The organism is Lentzea atacamensis (assembly GCF_003269295.1).
Lineage (GTDB): Bacteria > Actinomycetota > Actinomycetes > Mycobacteriales > Pseudonocardiaceae > Lentzea > Lentzea atacamensis.
On record NZ_QLTT01000008.1, the window covers coordinates 392,288 to 409,437 of the forward strand.

The following is a 17,150-nucleotide window of genomic DNA, read 5'->3' on the forward strand; positions in this document are numbered from 1 at the left end:
TGATGTCGACGAACCGTACCCAGGGGGTCTGACAGTTTTGATGATCAAGCGAAAGCGCTGGTCAGAGCTCCCACCAGAGCGCGGTGTCCGGCGGAAGGAGCAACTGCCCGTCACGCACGCCGTAGTACGAGGACGCCAGCAGCACCGCGCCCGGATCCGGCAGCGAGACGACCTCGCCGGACAGGTTCACCGCGCACGCGAGGCCGTCCCGCTCGAACCACAGCACGTCGGCTGGCCCGTCGACCCACTTCACCCCGTCACCGGCACCCAGCGCGGGGTGCTCGCGGCGGATGCGCAAAGCGTTGCGGTAGAAGGACAACATCGAGTCCTGGTCATCCGACTGCGCCTCCACGCTGAGCTTCGCCCAGTCCGCGGGCTGCGGCAGCCACGACCCGCCGGTGCCGAACCCGAGCGACGGGCCGGACGCGGTCCACGGCAGCGGTACGCGGCAGCCGTCACGGCCGCGCTGGGTGTGGCCGGAGCGTTCCCACATCGGGTCCTGCAGCACCTCGTCCGGCAGGTCCAGCACCTCGGGCAGCCCGAGCTCCTCGCCCTGGTACAGGTACACCGATCCCGGCAGCGCCAGCATCAACGCCAGCGCGGCCCGCGCACGCCGCACACCGGTCTCGCCGCCGCCGTACCGCGTCACGTGCCGTTGCACGTCATGGTTCGACAGCACCCACGTGGTAGGCGCACCGACCGGAGCCACCGCCGCCAACGACGAGTCGATCACCGCTCGCAGCGCGTCGTGCTCCCACTCGGCCGTGAGGTAGTGGAAGTTGAACGCCTGGTGCATCTCGTCGGGACGCAGGTACAGCGCCGTCCGCTCGGCAGAAGGCGTCCACGCCTCCGCCACCAGCACGCGCTCGCCGGGGTACGAGTCCACAACGGTGCGCCACTCGCGGTGGATCTCGTGCACGCCGTCCTGGTCGAAGAACGGCAAAGGCTCCGTGCCCAGCAGCTTCAGCTGGTCGGCGTGCCCGATGTCCGGCAGCCCCGCGGCCTTGATCATCCCGTGCGCCACGTCCACCCGGAAGCCGTCGACGCCCATGTCCAGCCAGAACCGCAGCACGTCGCGGAACTCCGCGCGCACCTCGGGCAGCTCCCAGTTCAGGTCCGGCTGCTCCGGCGCGAACAGGTGCAGGTACCAGGAACCGTCGGCCACCCGCGTCCACGCCGGCCCGCCGAACACCGACTCCCAGTCGTTCGGCGGCTGGTCGCCCACGCCCTCGCGGAAGATGTAGCGCTCCCGGCCACGCCCGGCGAGCGCCTCCTGGAACCACTCGTGCTGGTCCGAGCTGTGGTTCGGCACGATGTCGACGATCACGCGAATGCCGAGCTCGTGCGCGTCCGCGACCAACGCGCGCACGTCGTCGAGTTCACCGAACTGCGGGTCCACCGCGCGGTAGTCCGCCACGTCGTAGCCACCGTCGGCCATCGGCGACGCGTAGAACGGCGTGATCCACACCGCGTCGACCCCCAGGTCGCGCAGGTAGGGCAGGCGTGAACGGATGCCGGGCAGGTCACCGACGCCGTCGCCGTTCGAGTCGGCGAAGCTGCGCACGTAGACCTGGTAGATGACGGCGTGTCGCCACCAGTCCTGGGACATGTCCTGAGCCTTCCGATGGGGTGTGTCAGCGGTCCAGGAAAGACGTTGCAAAAGTTTTCCGCAAGTCGACATGAGGATCGCTTGAGTTTTCGTTGCAAGCCTGCAAAGTTTTGCAGCCCCGGATAATGCGTTGCGGCATCCCCGTGTCATCAGTCAGAGTGGATCTCGACGAACCGGAGAAAGGAGCCAGCCGTGATGCAGCACATGTGTCATCAGCACGTCTGGTGCTCCCCGGCATGAGTTGACCCATGTCTCCGGGGAGCCGTCCCGTCGCCGTCGCGACGAGACGGCTTTTTTGTTGCCCGTTGGTCCAATCGGCACGGACGCCGCGCTCTGGACGCGGAGATCGAGGTTCGAGTCCTCGACGGGCAGCTGTGACCGAAGCCGAAGCAGTCGAGGCGCCAGGTTGTGATCCTGGTCGAAGCCGGTGCGAGTCCGGCCGGTCACCCCATCGCGCGGGACCCGGTGGTCACCTGGGCCTCATAAGCCCGGGCTGCCTGGTTCGACACCAGGACGCGCGATGCCCGGCCCACGTCACGACGGCCGTGGAACGCTCTGCAACAGCGTTGACACTGGGTTCGACTCCCAGGTGGGTCTCGGCAGGACGGCGCGGAAGGCGTCGTGCAGGACACCGTTGGTGGCCAGCACGACGTCGTCCGTGATCGTCACCCGGCCACCGGCCTCCTCCACGAGCACCGGCAGGCACGCCAGGTCGAACTCGTCCAGTTCGGCGCCGGCGACCACGATCGCGTCGGCCTCACCGGTGACGAGGCTCAGCACCGAAACGCTGCCGTCCACCACCACGCAGCCTTCCAGCACGGGTTTGGCCTTGCCGTGCAGGCACACCCGAGCGCCGCGCAGCGAGTCCTGTGTGGACACGCGTGCGGTGGCTTCGTGAGAACCGGTGAACACCCGGCATCCGATCCCGCGTCCCGCCGCCATCGTGCGACCGAGCGACGGCAACGCCGACACCGCGATCGCCGGCCCGCGCGAGTCCCGCATGGCCAGGTCCACCGAGTACGTCGGCCGTCCGCGCACGAAGTCCGCGGTGCCGCTGATCGGGTCGACGAGCCAGCGCCTGCCCGACGTCCCGTACCGCTCGGGACGTTCCTCGCCGGCGACCCCGTCGTCGGGCACGGCCGCGGCCAGCCTCCTGCGCACGAGGTCCTCGATCGCGAGGTCGATGGCGGTGACCGCGCTGCCGTCCTCCTTGTGCCGCACGTGCAGGGTGTCCGAGGCGAACGCGGCCGCCGCGAGCTCCGCGGCCTCCCGCACGATCCGCAACGCCAGATCCAGATCGGTCCACATGGCGCACGAGCTTGTCCGAGCGCGCCTGCCGCGCGTAACTGATGTAGCGTTGTGCTACATGATCGAGTTCGTGCTCGGCGAGTCCGACCTGGTCGACGTGCGGTTCGCCGTGTCGCCGCTCAACGAGCTCACGCTCAGCCTGCGCGTGCTGAAGGACCCGGCCAGGTACCCGCTGCACCTGCCGTTCGCGCGCCGCATCCGGGACGTCGACACCGAGGTCCTGCTGGCCCTGTCCAACGACCGCGGCTGGACACCGGACTTCCTGAGCCCCCGCCCGCTGACGCCGTTCACGAAGATCGAGGACGAGTTCGCCGCGCTCGGGGAGGTGTCCACCCGCACGATGCGACGCGACCTCCGCGCGGTGCTCGGGGAGGTGCCCGCCGTGCTCCGGGACCGCGACCGGATGCTCGAAGCGCTGGAGACCTACTGGCACGTTGCGCTGGCCGGTCACTGGGACCGGATGCGCGCCGTCCTGGAAGCGGACATCGCGCATCGTGGCCGGGAGATGGCCCAGCACGGCCTGGCGGCGATGCTCTCCGGCATCTCGGAACGGATCACCTTCTCGAGCCCCGTCGTCAGGGTGCTGGTCAAGGGCGTCGAGCCGCGGCGGGTCGAAGCGAGGGGACAGGGGCTCACCCTGATGCCCAGCCTGTTCGCGCGGCGCACGGCCGTGCCCGTCGATCCCGAGGCACCGCCGTTGCTGATCTACGCGGCCCGCGGCGCCGGCACGGTGTGGGAGACCGGCCGGGCGAGCGGCCCCGCGGCGCTGGTCCGCGTGCTCGGCCAGGTGCGGGCGGATCTGCTGGCCGGGCTGGGCGAACCGCGCTCGTCCACCGACGTCGCGCGGCGCACCGGTGTCACGACCTCTGCGGTGAACCAGCACCTGCGGGCGTTGCGCGACGCCGGTCTGCTCGCCTCGCAACGGCACGGCCGCAGCGTCGTGTACGCCCGCACCGAGCTCGGGGACGCCCTCGTGTCCCATTCCTCGGGACGGGGAAGCAACTCCGCAGACCCGCCGTTCTCCCGGACATGAGCTTCGCGGAGGACTGGCAGACGTGGAAGACGGAGCGGGAGAAGAGCCTGGCCGACCCGTACGGGTGGCTTGCGCTGGTCTCGCTCGACTGGCTGGAGACCGCCCCTCGTGCCTATGAGGGCCTACCGGGCGTGTGGTGGCAGGACGACGACGCGGCGTACTGGCAGAACGGGGGAGAGCCGCAGCGGTTCGCACTCGTCCAGAGCGGTCCCGGCGCCCGCGTCGAAGCCGGTGACGTGGAGATCGAAATCGCGCGGCGCGGCGGGTACCTGATCCGCGTCCACGACCCGAAAGCCGAAGTGCTCCAGAACTTCCGCGGCGTGCCGTCGTACGAGCCGCAAGAGAGGTGGGTGCTCGAAGGCGTGTACGAACCGTTCGACGCACCTGTGCCCACAACCGTTGGTGCGGTCGTGGAAGGACTTAGCCACGTCTACGAGGCACCGGGCCGTGTGCGGTTCACGTACAACGACACCGAGCACACGCTGACGGCGTTCAACGGACGCAACGGCGGCCTGAGCATCCTGTTCACCGACGCCACCAGCGGTGTGACCACGTACGGGGCGAACCGATCTCTCGCGGCAACCCCGGTGAACGCCAAGGTGGTGCTCGACTTCAACCGCGCCACGAACCTGCCGTGCGCGTTCACCGACTTCGCCACCTGCCCGCTGCCGCCCGCGGGCAACCACCTGCCGTTCGCCGTCGAGGCTGGCGAGCAGACGCCCTACGAGCGCGGTTAGAAGAACTCGTCCAGCAAGCGGTACCACGCAAGCGTTTCCGGGCGGGGGACGAGGCCGTACGCGCGGTCGAACGCGGCTGAGGCCTCCTCGCCCAACTCCCGGTGCGCCAACGCGATGTCGCGATGCCGATCGGACACGCCCAGCCGTGACACGTCGATCAGCACGGTCGAGCCGTCCGGGCGCAGCAACACGTTCGGCGGGCAGAAATCCCCGTGCGCCACCACGAGATCCTCGTCCTCCGGCGCGGTCGCGATCAGCCGGTCCAGCAACTCCTGCGGCGTGGCCCCGCGGTGGTCGTCGTCGAAGTCGTCCGGATCCACGAGGCCCGCCTCGACGTTGCGCCGCGCCTTCTCCAGCACGACCGCCACCCGTGCGTCGAAAGGACACGACGCCACCGGCAATGCGTGCAACGACCGCAGCACCTCGCCCATGACAGTCCCCGCCGGCACGGGATCGACCGCGGCCAGCGAGGGCGCGCCGACGTCGGCGAGCACGAGCCAGTCGTCCGCGAACGCCCTGATCTCCGGCACCTCGAAGTGCTCGCCCAGCCACAGCAACCGATCGCGCTCGTCCACTCCGGCGCGCTTCACGTAACTGGAACCCACCCGCCACACGTCACCGGACAGGCCTTCGTGGTCGCGCGACCACACCGCGTCCACTCCAACCGCGCGCAACACGTCCCCTGGAATCTCCACCCGTTGATCAGACCATTGAAGTCACCCGAGTTCCGGTACTGCGAAAACCTCGACCTGGCCCCGTGGCGGCGGAAGGTGCCAGACAAGGGGAAACTGGGGAGGAACCATGAAGAAGATCGCAGTTCTGCTGTGCGCTCTGGCCGGTCTCACCATCACACCTGCGGCCATGCCGCCACGCCGGACTGCACGTTCACCGACGCGTTCTGCGCGCGGGACCAGGTCGACTACCAGGGGGTCAGGTTCAACGTCGTGCCGCTCGGCTCGTCCGCGTGCGTCGACCTGGCGGAGCACGGCCGGGGTGAGCGGATTCGCTCCGCCCGCAACAACAGCAACCTGACCGCGTCACTGTTCACGAGCATCGACTGCACCGGCCGGCCCGATATCACGTTCAAGGCGAACAGCGTGTTCATTCAGCGGTGAGCGAACCCCCGTTGACCTCCAGCTAAATGGAGGTTCGACGCTTTGGGCATGACGATCAAGTACCTCACCGTTGCCGTTCGCATCCTCTTCGGATCGCTGTTCGCGTTCTCGGGCTTCACCGGGCTCTTCGGCCTGGGATCGCAGTCGATGGAGGGCATGCCCGCCGAGGCGGTGGCGTTCGCCACCGCTCTCGGCGAGAGCGGGTTCATCATGCCCGTCACCAAGGTGGTCGAGCTGCTTGCCGGAATCATGTTGCTGACCAACAGGTTCGCGCCGCTGGCGTTGGCACTGCTGGCGCCGCTCGTGGTCGGCATCTTCGGCTTCCACGTGCTGCTGGCACCCAGCGGCGCGATCATGGCCGTGCTGCTCGCGGTCGCCGAGATCTACCTGGCCTGGGCCTACCGGGACTCGTTCAAGCCGATGCTGAAGGCACGTCACTCGCAGGCGACACCGTCACCGTTCCTGTCCAGGTCGTAGATGTCACTGCCGATGACACGGATCGGGCCTGCGACGTACGCGGGCCCGTTTCCGCTGCCACCGGCGCAGTCGACGTCTGACGCGATCGGCACGCAGCCGCTGTAGTTCGGGTCGCACTTCGGCTGCGGTGCCGGAGCGGGAACCGGCTGAGGCTGGGGCTTGGGTTGCGGCTGGGGTTGGGGCTGGGGTTGCGGCTTCGGTTGAGCGACCGCCGGGGGAGTGGTGGTGGTGGTCGTCGTAGTCGTTGTGGTGGTGGTAGTTGTGGTCGTCGTGGTCGGCTGTGCCACCGTCGTCGTCGTGGTGGGCGACACCGTCGTCGTCGGACCTGATGCGGAACCGTTGTCCGAACCACCGATCGCAGCGCCAACGATGCCGACCACGAAGAAGAACGCCAGCAGGCTCGCCGCGCTGATCGCCACCGGCACCACCCACGACTTGGGTTTCGACGGCACCGGCACCACCGCGCCACGAGGAACGTCACGCGGCATCCGCAGGACGATCTGCAACAGCCCGTTGCCGCCGCGCTGGACCAACGCCGCGCACCCGGTCGACCCACCACCGGACTCCACGTGCAGCAGCACCGGCGCATACCGTTGCGACATCAGGAAAGTCAGCTCACCCACGCGCTGCCCGTCGAGCCGCACCTCGATACCGCGCTGACCGCGGTGTTTGCCGACGGCGATCCCGCACCACGTCAGATGCACGGCGACGTGCCGCGTCACACCGTCCGGAACGGCGTACCGGGCCAGCACGTCCTGGTGGTGCTCCTCGCCGGTGACGGTCACCGTCACCTCTCCGGGCACCATCACCAGTCCGGCGGCCGAGTTCTCGATCACGTCGCGCTCCCTCGGGGTGGGCGTTCGTACGCCTGACCATCGAGGGACTTCGCCAGGTGTTACCGAGAGTGCGGCGAAGTTGTGCCGATCGAGTGAAAACAGCCTCGACGTGTCACGAAGCGTTCGTGATCAACGATGTAAACCCTTCCCCGCGACGACGTCAGACGCGCTGATCAGGCGCTTGTCCGCCGCACCAGCGATGTGGGCAGCAGCACCGTCGGCGGCAGCCCCTCCTCGCCCTCGATCTCGGCGAGGAGGCGCCACGTCAGCATCCGCCCGAACTTCTCCACGTCCTGCTTCACCGTCGTCAGCGGCGGCACGGCGGGCACCGAGTCGTCGAACCCGACCACGGCCACGTCGTCCGGCACGCGGCGCCCGGCGGCGTGCAGCGCCTGCAACGCTCCGAGCGCCATGATGTCCGCGGCCACGAAGACCCCGTCCAGGTCGGGCTGCCGCGCCAGCAACGACGTCATCGCGGCGGCACCGCCCTCCGGCGTGAAGTCGCTGTACGCCACCAGGTCCGCCCGCCGGCCCGACATCGCCCGCCGCCACCCGGACAGCCTGTCGAGCCCGACGGCCATGTCCGAGGGGCCGGCGATGGTGGCGATTCGCTGGCACCCCAGGGAGATCAGGTGCTGCGTCGCGTCCACCGCACCGGTGAAGTTGTCCGAGTCGACGTACGGCACCGGCCCGCCCGCCAGCGGCCGCCCGCCGGCCACGACCGGCAAGCCGTTGTCGTACAACAACGACAGCAGCGGGTCGTGGCCGTGCAGGCTGATCACCAACGCGCCGTCGACGTGCCCGTTGGTCAGGTACGACCCGACATCACCAGGCTCGCTCATCATCAGCACCAGCTGTGTGCGGTGCCCAGCCAGCTCGGCGTGCACCCCGCGCATGACCCCGGCGAAGAACGGGTCCGTCAGCACCCGGCCGCTCGGTTCGGAGACCACCAGCGCGATGGCGTGCGCGCGGTGTCCTGCCAACGACCGAGCGGCCTGGTTCGGCGTGTAGTCGAGCTTCACGACCGCCTTGCGCACCGCCTCCCGTGCCCGGGAGCTCACGTGCGGCGCACCGTTGAGCACCCGGGACACGGTGGACTTCGACACCCCGGCAAGCCGGGCGACCTCGTCGATGCCGGGGCGCGTGGTCATGACGCGATTGCGTTGCTGCGCGCCACTGCGGAGAACCAGCGGGCACTCATCTTCGGTGTCCGCACCTGCGTGTCGTAGTCGACGTGGACGATGCCGAACCGCTTCGCGTAGCCCTCGGCCCACTCGAAGTTGTCCATCAGCGACCAGCAGAAGTAACCCCGCAGGTCCACGCCCGCGGCGATGGCGGTGTGCGCGGCCCGCAGGTGCGAGGCGATGTACTCGGTGCGTTCCGCGTCGTCGACTCCCGGCTGGTCGGGGTACGCCGCGCCGTTCTCGGTGATGTACAGGGGAATCGACGGGTAGTCGTTGTGCACCCTCAGCAGCACCGACGTGAGCCCGTCCGGCCGCACCTCCCAGCCCATGTCCGTGACCGGCGCGTCACGGCGCGGGAACGAGTGGTCCCCGACGCCGACCCACGGCGACGGCCCGATCTCGCCGGGCTGGGCGCTGACGTAGTGCTCGGTGTAGTAGTTGACGCCGAGCATGTCGAGCGGGCCCGAGATCGTCTTCAGGTCGCCCTCGTGGATCACCGACGAGAACCCGAACGGCTCCAGGTCCTCCACGACGTCGGCGGGGTACTCGCCGAGCAGCAACGGGTCGAGGAAGATCCGCTGCTGGAGGCCGTCGAGCCGCCGCGCCACGTCCCGGTCGGCCTCCGACGACGGATCGGCCGGGATGATCGGGTACATGTTGAGCGTGATGCCGAGCTCCTTGCCGGCGCCGCGGATCACTTCGCCCGCCAGCCCGTGGGCCAGCAGCAGGTGGTGCACGGCGGCCACGGCGGCGTCGGGCTCGGTGCGGCCGGGGGCGTGGATTCCCGCGGCGTAGCCGAGGAACGCCGCGCACCACGGCTCGTTCAGCGTGGTGAAGCCCTCGACGCGGTCGGCCAGCGCCTCGACCACCGACTCGGCGTACTCGGCGAACCGGTGGGCGGTGTCCCTCGTCGCCCAGCCACCGGTGTCCTCCAGCTTCTGCGGCAGGTCCCAGTGGTAGAGCGTCGGCCACGGCCTGATGCCGTGCTCCAGCAACGTGTCCACGAGGCGGCTGTAGAAGTCCAGCCCGGCCTGGTTGACCGCCCCGCCGTCGGGCCGCACCCGTGGCCACGCGATCGAGAACCGGTAGGCACCCAGACCGAGATCGGCCATCATCCGCACGTCCTGCTCGAACCGGCGGTAGTGGTCGGCACCGGGTTCACCGGTGTGGCCGCCCACGATCTTGCCGGGCACGCGGCAGAACGCGTCCCAGATCGAGTCGGTGCGGCCGTCGACGTCGGTCGCCCCCTCCACCTGGAACGCAGCCGTCGCGGCTCCCCACAAGAACCCCTTCGGGAAAGCGATGTTCTCCACCTTCACCCCTTCACAGCGCCTTGCATCACGCCCGCGACGATCTGCCGCCCGAGCACCAGGAACACGATCAAGACCGGAACAGTCGCCAGAGTCGTTCCGGCGAGCACGAGCGAGTAGTCGACGTAGTAGCCGCTCTGCAGCTTCTCCAGCGCCACCTGGAGCGTCGGGTTGTCGGCGTTCAGCACGACCAGCGGCCACAGGAAGTCGTTCCAGGACTGCATGAACGTGAACACGCCGAGCATCGCGGCGGCGGGGCGGGCGGCGGGCAGTGCGACGTGCCAGAACGTCCGCCAGAGGCTGCAGCCGTCCATCCGCGCCGCCTCGACGAGCTCGTCGGGCACCGCGTCGACCAGGTACTGGCGCATCCAGAACACACCGAACGCGGTGACGAGGTTCGGCACGATCACCGCTTCGAGCTCACCGGCCCAGCCGAACTCCGCCATCGCCATGTACAGCGGGATGATCCCGAGCTGGGTGGGCACCGCGAGCGTCGCCACGACGAAGAGGAACAGCACACCCCGGCCGCGGAACCGCAGCTTGGCGAACGCGAAACCGGCCAGCGCCGACAGCACCACCACCGACAGCGTCACCGTGCCGGACACGATGAAGCTGTTGGCCAGGGCCTTCCAGAACGGGATCGTGTCGAACACCCGCGTGGCGTTCGACCAGAAGTTCCCGCCGGGGATCAGGGTGAAGTCACCGGTGAGCACCGAGTTGTCGCGGCTCGCGACGAGGTACGACCAGTAGAACGGGAAGGCCGAGCCCAGCACGAACGCGGCCAGCACCCCGTAGACCACGAAGGACGGACGTTTCATCGCACGGCCCTCCTCGTGAGCCAGAAGTTCAGTCCTGCCACCGCGATCACGATCAGGAACAGCGTCCAGGCGATCGAGGAGGCGTAGCCGAGGTCCAGTTGCTGGAACGCCGACTGGTACATGTAGAGCACGACGGTCTGGTACTGGTGCTCAGCGCCGCCGCCGCTGCCCCCTGCCGGGTCGTACAGCTTGGGCTCGGTGAAGATCTGCAGGCCGCCGATGGTCGACGTGACGATGACGAAGATCAGCGTCGGCTTGAGCATCGGCAGCGTGATGCTGAAGAACCGGCGCAGGGCACCCGCGCCGTCGACGGTGGCCGCCTCGTGCACCTCGCGCGGGATCGCCAGCATCGCGGCGAGGACGATCAGCGCGTTGTAGCCGGTCCAGCGCCAGTTGACCATCGATGCGATGGCGACGTGGCTGCCGAACGTGTTGGCCTGCCAGTCGACCGGCGGAATTCCCAGTGTCGTCAGCACGCTGTTGACCAGCCCGAACTGCGGCCCGAACAGGTTGCCGAAGATGATCGTCAACGCGACGAGCGACGCGACGTAGGGCAGCAGCACGCCCATCCGCCACGCCGTCCTGGCACGCAGGTTGGCGCTGAGCAGTGCGGCGAGCACCACCGCGACGATCACCTGCGGGACGCTCGACAGCAGGAAGATGCTGAACGTGTTGAACAGCGCGTTCCAGAACTGGCTGTCGGTGAACAAGGTCCGGTAGTTGTCGAGACCGACGAACGTCGTCTCGTCGGCGCCGAGCTCCCAGTCGAACAACGACACGTAGGCCGTGTACAGCAACGGGAAGAGCCCGACCGCGCCGAACAGGACGAAGAACGGCGCGACGAACAGGTACGGCGACACCTTGTTGTCCAAAGCGGACAGCCGGTGCCGCGGGGGCCGCGAGCGGGGCTGGTGCACCCGCTCGCGGTCCGGCCTGGTGAGAACGGCGGTCACTTGGCGACCTTCTGAGCCTCCGCGACCGCGGTCTTCCAGCCCTCGTCAGCGCTCTTGCCCTGCTCGACCGACTGCAGCGCCGGGCTGAACACGTTCTCCTGAACCTGTCCGTCCTTCGGGCCCTTGTACTGCGCGGCACCGACCTTCTTGGCCTGCGCGGCGAACAGCGCACCCGCCTTGACGTCACCGAAGTAGGCGTTGACCTGCTCCAGCAACGCCGGGTCGTCGAGAGCCTTGACCTGGCTCGGGAACGTGCCCTTCGCCTTGAAGGCCTTGATCTGCTGCTCCGGCGCCGTCAGCCAGGCAGCGACCTCGGCGGCCTTCTTGGCGTTCTTGCTCTGCTTCGGCACGGTCAGGTACGAACCGCCCCAGTTGCCGCCACCGTTCGGGAACGCGTCGGTGACCGCCCACTTGCCCTTGTTCTCCGGCCCGGCCTGCGCCTCGATCACGCCGAGCATCCACGACGGGCACGTCTTCGTGGCGAACGCGCCGGCCTTGAAGCCGGAGTTCCACTCGTTGCTCCACGCCACGAGCTTCGCCGACTGGCCCTTCGCGACCGCGTTCGTCACCGCGGTCCAGTCGGCCTTGATCGCCGGGTTGGAGTCGACGACGAGCTTGTCGGACTTGTCGAAGTAGCCGAGCTCGTGCTGGTTGTGCATCGCGTTGAAGACCTGCGAGGCGCTGTCGAACCACGCCACCCCGCCGGACTTCGCGATGAACTGGTCACCGGCGGCGAAGTAGCTGTCCCACGTGGCGAACAGCGCCTTCACGGCCTGGGGGTCGGACGGCAGACCGGCCTTCTCGAAGAGGTCCTTGCGGTAGCACATCGCGAGCGGGCCGATGTCCGTGCCGTAGCCGATCTGCTTGCCGTCCTTGGTGGCGGCGTCGGTCTTCCACTTGAGCCACCGGCCGTCCTCGATCTTCGGCCCGATCTCGGCGAGGTCGTTGAACTGACCGGCCTTGTCCATCACCTGGCTGAGGTAGCCCTCTTCCACGGCTTCGATGTCGGCGAGACCGGAACCCGCGCCCAGCTTGGTGAACAGGTTCTGATGGTGCGGCGCACCCTGCCCGGTCTTGCGCTGCGTGAGCTTCACGTCCGGGTGAGCCGCCTCGTACTCCTTGAGGAGCTCCTCGTACCCGAACTCGTTGAACGTCGCGATGGTCAGCTCGGTCTTGCCGTCCTGGCTCGTCGCTCCACCGGACGAACAGGCGGTGGCGGCGGTCAACAGGAGGAGCACGCTGACCCAACTGCGGTGGCGCACGGGAGAACTCCCTCGGTCTCGGCGGCAAATTCTGGGAGCGCTCCCAGAAGTTTTACGGAGTGTTTCCCGCGCGACACGAGGGTGTCAAGGCATCTAAGGTTGATTTCTGGGAACGCTCCCAGGTTGTTACGCGCTCGCCCGCCGGACGAGGGACGTCGGCAGCAGCAGCGACGGAGGCAGCCCCGCCTCGCCGGCGAGCTCCGCGAGCAGCCGCCACGTCATGGTGCGGCCGAGCTCCTCGACGTCCTGCCTGATCGTGGTGAGCGGCGGCGACGCGCTGGAGGCGAACACCGAGTCGTCGAAGCCGATCACGGCGACGTCCTCGGGGATGCGCTTGCCGCGCGCATGGAGCACCTGCAATGCGCCCAACGCCATGATGTCCGCTGCGACGAACACCGCATCGAGCTCCGGCGCCTTGTCCAGCAACCGTTCCATCGCCTGGCCGCCGCTCTCCGGCGTGAAGTCGGCGTGCTCGACGAGATCGGCGGCGATCTTCGCTTCGCTCAGCCCGCGCTTGAACCCGCTCAGCCGGTCGGCGCCCACGGCCATGTCCTTCGGTCCCGCCACGGTGCCGATCCGCTTGCGCCCCAACGAGACCAGGTGCCGTGCGGCTTCGAGCCCGCCGGTGAAGTTGTCCGCGTCGACGAACGGGACGCTGGTCGTCCCGAGCGGACGCCCGCCGGCCACGACCGGAAGCCCGATCTCGTTCAGCATGGCCACCAGCGGGTCCTCGCCGTGCAGGCTCACCAGCAACGCCCCGTCGACGTGCCCGCTGCTGAGGTAGTTGACCAGATCGCCGGTGTCCGCCGGCTGGCTCATCATCAGCAGCAGCTGCAGGTGCCGCCCGGCGAGCTCGGAGTGGATCCCGCGCAGCACCCCGGCGAAGAACGGGTCGCCGAGCACACGGCCGGACGGTTCGGAGACGACGAGCGCGATCGCGTTGGCGCGGTGACCGGCGAGGGCTCGTGCGGCCTGGTTGGGCGAGTAGCCGAGCTGGGCGATGGCGGCGTGCACGGCCTCACGGGCCTTGGCGCTGACGTACTGCTCGCCGTTGATCACGCGCGAGACGGTCGACTTCGAGACCCCGGCGACCCTCGCCACCTCTTCGATGCGGGGGCCGGGACGTCGTTTGGCCGTCTCGGTCATGCAGCCATCTTAGGCTGCCTGTCCCGTCCATGATCTCCGGTACACGGCGGTTCTCCTCCTTCGCGACGGCGAAGAGGAAGTTTCGAAGATCGTCCGCACAAATTCCGCACAGCGGTCCGATGTTCTGGCACCATGCCCCCCGAGGAGGGCTAGTGCGGTATCGGCTTCTTGGGCCGCTGCAGATCTGGCGTGGGGGCGTGGAACTGCGGCTGGGCGGGCCCCGGCAACGGGCGCTGCTGGCAGCGTTGGCCCTGCACGTCAACGAGACTGTCAGCTTTGAACACCTGAGTGAAGCGGTGTGGGAATCCCCGCCCGCGGCACCGGAATCGAACATCCGTACCTACGTGGCCGCCCTGCGCAAGGTGGTGCTCGACGAACTGGTCACCGTCCCAGGTGGATACCGGCTCGTCGTCCCCGCCGACGAGGTCGACGTCTTCGTCTTCACGCGGCTGTGCGCGGCCGGTGACGAGGCGCTGCGGCAGGGAGACCACCGGACGGCGGTGGCCCGGTACGAGGAGGCGCTCGCGTTGTGGCGCGGCCCCGCCCTCGACGGTCTCACCTTCGGGGCGCGCCTCGACGCCGAGCTGACGTTGCTCCAGGAACGCAGGCTGACGATCGCGGAGCAGCACGCGCGCCTGGCGATCGAGCTCGGCCAGGGCGAGCGGCTGGTCGCCGAGCTGCGCCGGCTGACCAAGCAGTTCCCGTTGCGCGAACAGCTGTGGCTGCAGTTGATGCACGCGCTGCAGCGGGCGGGGCGGCCGGCCGAGGCGCTGCGGGCGTTCGAGGACCTGCGGGTGCTGCTGGCCAGTGAGCTCGGCACCGATCCCGGCGCCGAGCTGAGGGAACTGCACGAGCGGCTGCTGCGCGGGGACGAACCGCGGCCTGCGTTGAACACGCTGCCGCGCGACGTCGCCGACTTCACCGGCCGTGCCGTCGAGATCGAACGGCTGACCAGGGCTGTCACCGGGAAGTCGGCCGTGGTGATCTCCGCGATCGACGGCATGCCGGGCGTCGGCAAGACGACGCTGGCCGTGCACCTGGCGCACCGGCTGGAGTATCCGGACGGTCAGCTGTTCATCGACCTGCACGCGCACACTGCGGGCCGTGCACCCGTTGAACCAACGGATGCGCTGGACGTGTTGCTGCGCGCGCTCGGCCTGGAGGACATCCCGGTCGGCTTGGACGAACGTGCCGCGTTGTGGCGGCTCGAGCTGTCCCGGCGGCGCCTGCTCGTCGTGCTGGACAACGCGGCGAGCGCCGACCAGGTGCGGCCGCTGCTGCCGGGCGTGCCGGGGTCGCTGGTGCTGGTCACGTCACGGGCGCGGCTGGTCGAGCTGGAAGGTACCTCGACGCTCACGCTGGACGTGCTGTCCGAGGCGGAGGCGCTGCAGCTGTTCGCGACGATCGTGGGCGACGAGCGCGGCACGGATCCGGCGGCCCGTGAGGTCGTGGAGCTGTGCGGCAGGCTGCCGCTGGCCGTGCGACTGGCGGCCGGCCGGTTGCGTTCCCGTCCGACGTGGACCACCGCCCACCTCGCGACGCGGCTGCGCGAGGGACGATTATCCGAACTGGACGCTGTCTTCGCGTTGTCGTTCGGCCAGCTGCCCGCCGGGCACCAGCGGCTCTTCGGGCTGCTGGGACTGCACCACGGCACGGACTTCGACGTGCACCAGGCCGCGGCGCTCGGTGATCTCGGCCTGCTGGAGTGCGACGGGATGCTCGAGGACCTCGTCGACGTCCACCTGCTCGAGGCGACCACGCTCGGCCGGTACCGGATGCACGACCTGCTCCGCCAGTACGCGCAGTCCAAAGTGGACTCGTCGCGGGCGCCGCTGACCCGGCTGCTGGACCACTTCCTGGACACCGCGAACCAGGCGACGCGGCTGATGTCGCCCGCGGCCCGCAGGTACGAGGTCGACATCACCTACCGCCCGGAGTCACGGCTCGTGCTGCGCGACTACGACCACGCGGTGGAGTGGCTGGAGACCGAACGGCAGACACTCGTTGCCGCGGTTGCGTTGTCGCTCGACGGTGATTGGCGTACACACACGTGGCAGCTCGCCCGCGCGATGACGTTCTTCTGCATGGTGCGCGGCCACACGCGGGACTGGGCGACGATCAACGAGCTGGCGCTGGAGGCCGCGAAGGACAACCCGGCGGCGCTCGCGATCACGACGAAGAACTACGCGATGGTGTTCTGGCAGACCGCGCGGTACTCCGACGCCATCTTCCACAACGAGCGCGCGATCGAGATGCTGCGCGAGCAGGGCGACCTGCAGGGCGTGGCGGGCACGCTGAACAACCTCTCGCTGGTCTACCGGACGCTGGGCCGCCACACCGAGGCCGCCGAGCTGCTGGAGCAGGCGATCACGGTGGCGCGGGAGCTGGGCGACCGGCACCTCGAGTCGCAGGCGATGAGCAACGTCAGCAACATCTACAGCGCTTTGGGCCGCTACGACGAGGCGCTGGAAGCCTGCAACGGGGCCCTGGCGCTGATGCGCGAACTGGGCAGCCGGCGCGACGAAGCCGACACCCAGAGCGCGCTGGGCATGATCCTGCACGCCATGGGCAGGCACTCCGAGGCGCTCGGAGCGTTGAACTCGGCACTGACGGCGGTGCGCGCGATCGGTGACGTCACGACCGAGACGGTGGTGCTGAACTACCTCGGCGAGGTGCTGACCGCGGCCGGGCGTCCCGAGGAGGCCGTGGTGCCGTTGCGCGAGGCGCTGGAGCTGGCGGAACGGATCGACGACCGGCGCGAGGCGGCCAACGCGCACAAGCACCTGGCCAAGGCGGTGGCGGACCCGGCGGAGGCGGCCCGCCACGAGAAGGAGGCCGAGGTTCGCTTCGCCGCTCTAGGCACCGACTGAGCGCGGTCCAGGCCTGCCGCCCGGCAGCACCGCGCCGCGTGGCAGGCCGTCCCGCAGCAACGGCAGCAGCTTGGGGTGCTTGCTCATCAGCACCGCGGCGGTGCCGTTGCGCTGCTGGATCCTGCGGCAGAAGTGGGGCGACAGCGGGATGCCGAGGTACGCCTCCGCCCGTGGCCCGTAGACGACCTGGTCGTTCTTCCCGCACCACGCGGCGGCGACCGGGCGGCCGTCCAGCCAGAGGTAGCCCTCCACGTACACCGCGCCCTGCAGGCGCGCGGCCTCGCTGAAGGCGACGCTGAACGTGACCTGGGGAGACAACCTGGTGCCGGCGTCGGCGGTCCACCACGTGCCGACGTCGAGCACCATGCCCTCCATGCTCGCGTGCGCCCACTCCGAGTCGTCGACGAGCGTGCGGAACGGCGCTTCGAGCACGGTGAGGGCCGCTGTGAGCTCCTCCACCCGCTCATGGTGCGTCGGACAGCGCGATTTCGC

At 69.1% G+C, this 17,150-nt stretch carries 16 protein-coding genes and 2 tRNA genes; 7 read left to right on the plus strand and 11 right to left on the minus strand.

Translation table 11 applies throughout. The features are described 5' to 3' along the window. Positions 1-61: 61 nt before the first annotated feature. Positions 62-1,609: a glycoside hydrolase family 13 protein gene (locus tag C8D87_RS32940; RefSeq protein ID WP_112229589.1), complete on the minus strand. Its 1,548-nt coding sequence runs from the start codon at positions 1,607-1,609 to the stop codon at positions 62-64. Between the two features lie 299 nt (positions 1,610-1,908). Between C8D87_RS32940 and C8D87_RS32945 the strand changes: the two genes are divergently transcribed. Together C8D87_RS32945 and C8D87_RS46315 are read left to right on the plus strand one after the other, a co-directional pair. Next, a tRNA-Gln gene (locus C8D87_RS32945) sits at positions 1,909-1,981 on the plus strand. 2 nt (positions 1,982-1,983) lie between these two features. After that, positions 1,984-2,060, plus strand: a tRNA-His gene (locus C8D87_RS46315). Positions 2,061-2,143: 83 nt separating this feature from the next. On the opposite strand, the gene C8D87_RS32950 is transcribed toward C8D87_RS46315, so the two are convergent. After that, complete coding sequence (locus C8D87_RS32950; protein ID WP_112229590.1) at positions 2,144-2,917, minus strand: inositol monophosphatase family protein; 774 nt, start codon at positions 2,915-2,917, stop codon at positions 2,144-2,146. A gap of 58 nt (positions 2,918-2,975) precedes the next feature. Here C8D87_RS32950 and C8D87_RS32955 point away from each other — a divergent pair, with 58 nt between their 5' ends. Further along, a complete protein-coding gene (locus C8D87_RS32955; protein WP_112229591.1) occupies positions 2,976-3,950 on the plus strand; it encodes an ArsR/SmtB family transcription factor in 975 nt (324 codons plus the stop codon). After that, a complete protein-coding gene (locus C8D87_RS32960; RefSeq protein ID WP_112229592.1) occupies positions 3,947-4,687 on the plus strand; it encodes a DUF1684 domain-containing protein in 741 nt (246 codons plus the stop codon). Before C8D87_RS32955 ends, C8D87_RS32960 begins: the two co-directional genes overlap by 4 nt. On the opposite strand, the gene C8D87_RS32965 is transcribed toward C8D87_RS32960, so the two are convergent. Beyond that, positions 4,684-5,382, minus strand: a complete 699-nt coding sequence (locus C8D87_RS32965; protein WP_112229593.1) for an aminoglycoside 3'-phosphotransferase — start codon at positions 5,380-5,382, stop codon at positions 4,684-4,686. The genes C8D87_RS32960 and C8D87_RS32965 overlap by 4 nt on opposite strands. A 129-nt stretch (positions 5,383-5,511) precedes the next feature. Here C8D87_RS32965 and C8D87_RS32970 point away from each other — a divergent pair, with 129 nt between their 5' ends. After that, positions 5,512-5,802 (plus strand): peptidase inhibitor family I36 protein, encoded by a 291-nt coding sequence (locus C8D87_RS32970; RefSeq protein ID WP_112229594.1) that lies wholly within the window; start codon positions 5,512-5,514, stop codon positions 5,800-5,802. A gap of 48 nt (positions 5,803-5,850) precedes the next feature. Beyond that, on the plus strand, positions 5,851-6,279 hold the full coding sequence (locus tag C8D87_RS32975) for a DoxX family membrane protein (protein ID WP_112229595.1): 429 nt from the start codon (positions 5,851-5,853) through the stop codon (positions 6,277-6,279). Here C8D87_RS32975 and C8D87_RS32980 read toward each other — a convergent pair. The 7 genes from C8D87_RS32980 to C8D87_RS33010 form a co-directional block, all read right to left on the minus strand. Next, positions 6,237-7,115, minus strand: a complete 879-nt coding sequence (locus tag C8D87_RS32980; RefSeq protein WP_112229596.1) for a hypothetical protein — start codon at positions 7,113-7,115, stop codon at positions 6,237-6,239. The two genes, C8D87_RS32975 and C8D87_RS32980, sit on opposite strands and share 43 nt — an antisense overlap. A gap of 173 nt (positions 7,116-7,288) precedes the next feature. Further along, the gene (locus C8D87_RS32985) at positions 7,289-8,266 is read right to left on the minus strand and encodes a LacI family DNA-binding transcriptional regulator (RefSeq protein ID WP_112229597.1); all 978 of its coding nucleotides are present in this window, start codon (positions 8,264-8,266) and stop codon (positions 7,289-7,291) included. After that, a complete protein-coding gene (locus C8D87_RS32990) occupies positions 8,263-9,612 on the minus strand; it encodes a GH1 family beta-glucosidase (RefSeq protein WP_233442408.1) in 1,350 nt (449 codons plus the stop codon). Before C8D87_RS32990 ends, C8D87_RS32985 begins: the two co-directional genes overlap by 4 nt. Before the next feature lie 2 nt (positions 9,613-9,614). Next, positions 9,615-10,427, minus strand: coding sequence for a carbohydrate ABC transporter permease (locus tag C8D87_RS32995; protein ID WP_109640135.1), 813 nt, complete (start codon positions 10,425-10,427; stop codon positions 9,615-9,617). Next, positions 10,424-11,344: a carbohydrate ABC transporter permease gene (locus C8D87_RS33000; protein WP_233442420.1), complete on the minus strand. Its 921-nt coding sequence runs from the start codon at positions 11,342-11,344 to the stop codon at positions 10,424-10,426. The genes C8D87_RS32995 and C8D87_RS33000 overlap by 4 nt, the downstream gene beginning before the upstream one ends. Positions 11,345-11,376: 32 nt before the next feature. Further along, the gene (locus C8D87_RS33005) at positions 11,377-12,609 is read right to left on the minus strand and encodes an ABC transporter substrate-binding protein (protein ID WP_233442421.1); all 1,233 of its coding nucleotides are present in this window, start codon (positions 12,607-12,609) and stop codon (positions 11,377-11,379) included. Positions 12,610-12,768: 159 nt separating this feature from the next. Continuing rightward, complete coding sequence (locus C8D87_RS33010) at positions 12,769-13,788, minus strand: LacI family DNA-binding transcriptional regulator (protein ID WP_112229600.1); 1,020 nt, start codon at positions 13,786-13,788, stop codon at positions 12,769-12,771. 152 nt (positions 13,789-13,940) lie between these two features. On the opposite strand from C8D87_RS33010, the gene C8D87_RS33015 reads away from it, so the two are divergent. Continuing rightward, a complete protein-coding gene (locus C8D87_RS33015; RefSeq protein WP_170166664.1) occupies positions 13,941-16,658 on the plus strand; it encodes an AfsR/SARP family transcriptional regulator in 2,718 nt (905 codons plus the stop codon). On the opposite strand, the gene C8D87_RS33020 is transcribed toward C8D87_RS33015, so the two are convergent. Next, positions 16,644-17,117: a hypothetical protein gene (locus C8D87_RS33020; protein ID WP_112229602.1), complete on the minus strand. Its 474-nt coding sequence runs from the start codon at positions 17,115-17,117 to the stop codon at positions 16,644-16,646. The genes C8D87_RS33015 and C8D87_RS33020 overlap by 15 nt on opposite strands. Positions 17,118-17,150: the final 33 nt, after the last annotated feature.

Bases quoted from the DNA above. Each gene is read 5' to 3' on its own strand.
- C8D87_RS32940 (WP_112229589.1), bottom strand. From the start codon at position 1,609: ATGTCCCAGGACTGGTGGCGACACGCCGTCATCTACCAGGTCTACGTG.
- C8D87_RS32950 (WP_112229590.1), bottom strand. From the start codon at position 2,917: ATGTGGACCGATCTGGATCTGGCGTTGCGGATCGTGCGGGAGGCCGCG.
- C8D87_RS32955 (WP_112229591.1), top strand. From the start codon at position 2,976: ATGATCGAGTTCGTGCTCGGCGAGTCCGACCTGGTCGACGTGCGGTTC.
- C8D87_RS32960 (WP_112229592.1), top strand. From the start codon at position 3,947: ATGAGCTTCGCGGAGGACTGGCAGACGTGGAAGACGGAGCGGGAGAAG.
- C8D87_RS32975 (WP_112229595.1), top strand. From the start codon at position 5,851: ATGACGATCAAGTACCTCACCGTTGCCGTTCGCATCCTCTTCGGATCG.
- C8D87_RS32985 (WP_112229597.1), bottom strand. From the start codon at position 8,266: ATGACCACGCGCCCCGGCATCGACGAGGTCGCCCGGCTTGCCGGGGTG.
- C8D87_RS32995 (WP_109640135.1), bottom strand. From the start codon at position 10,427: ATGAAACGTCCGTCCTTCGTGGTCTACGGGGTGCTGGCCGCGTTCGTG.
- C8D87_RS33010 (WP_112229600.1), bottom strand. From the start codon at position 13,788: ATGACCGAGACGGCCAAACGACGTCCCGGCCCCCGCATCGAAGAGGTG.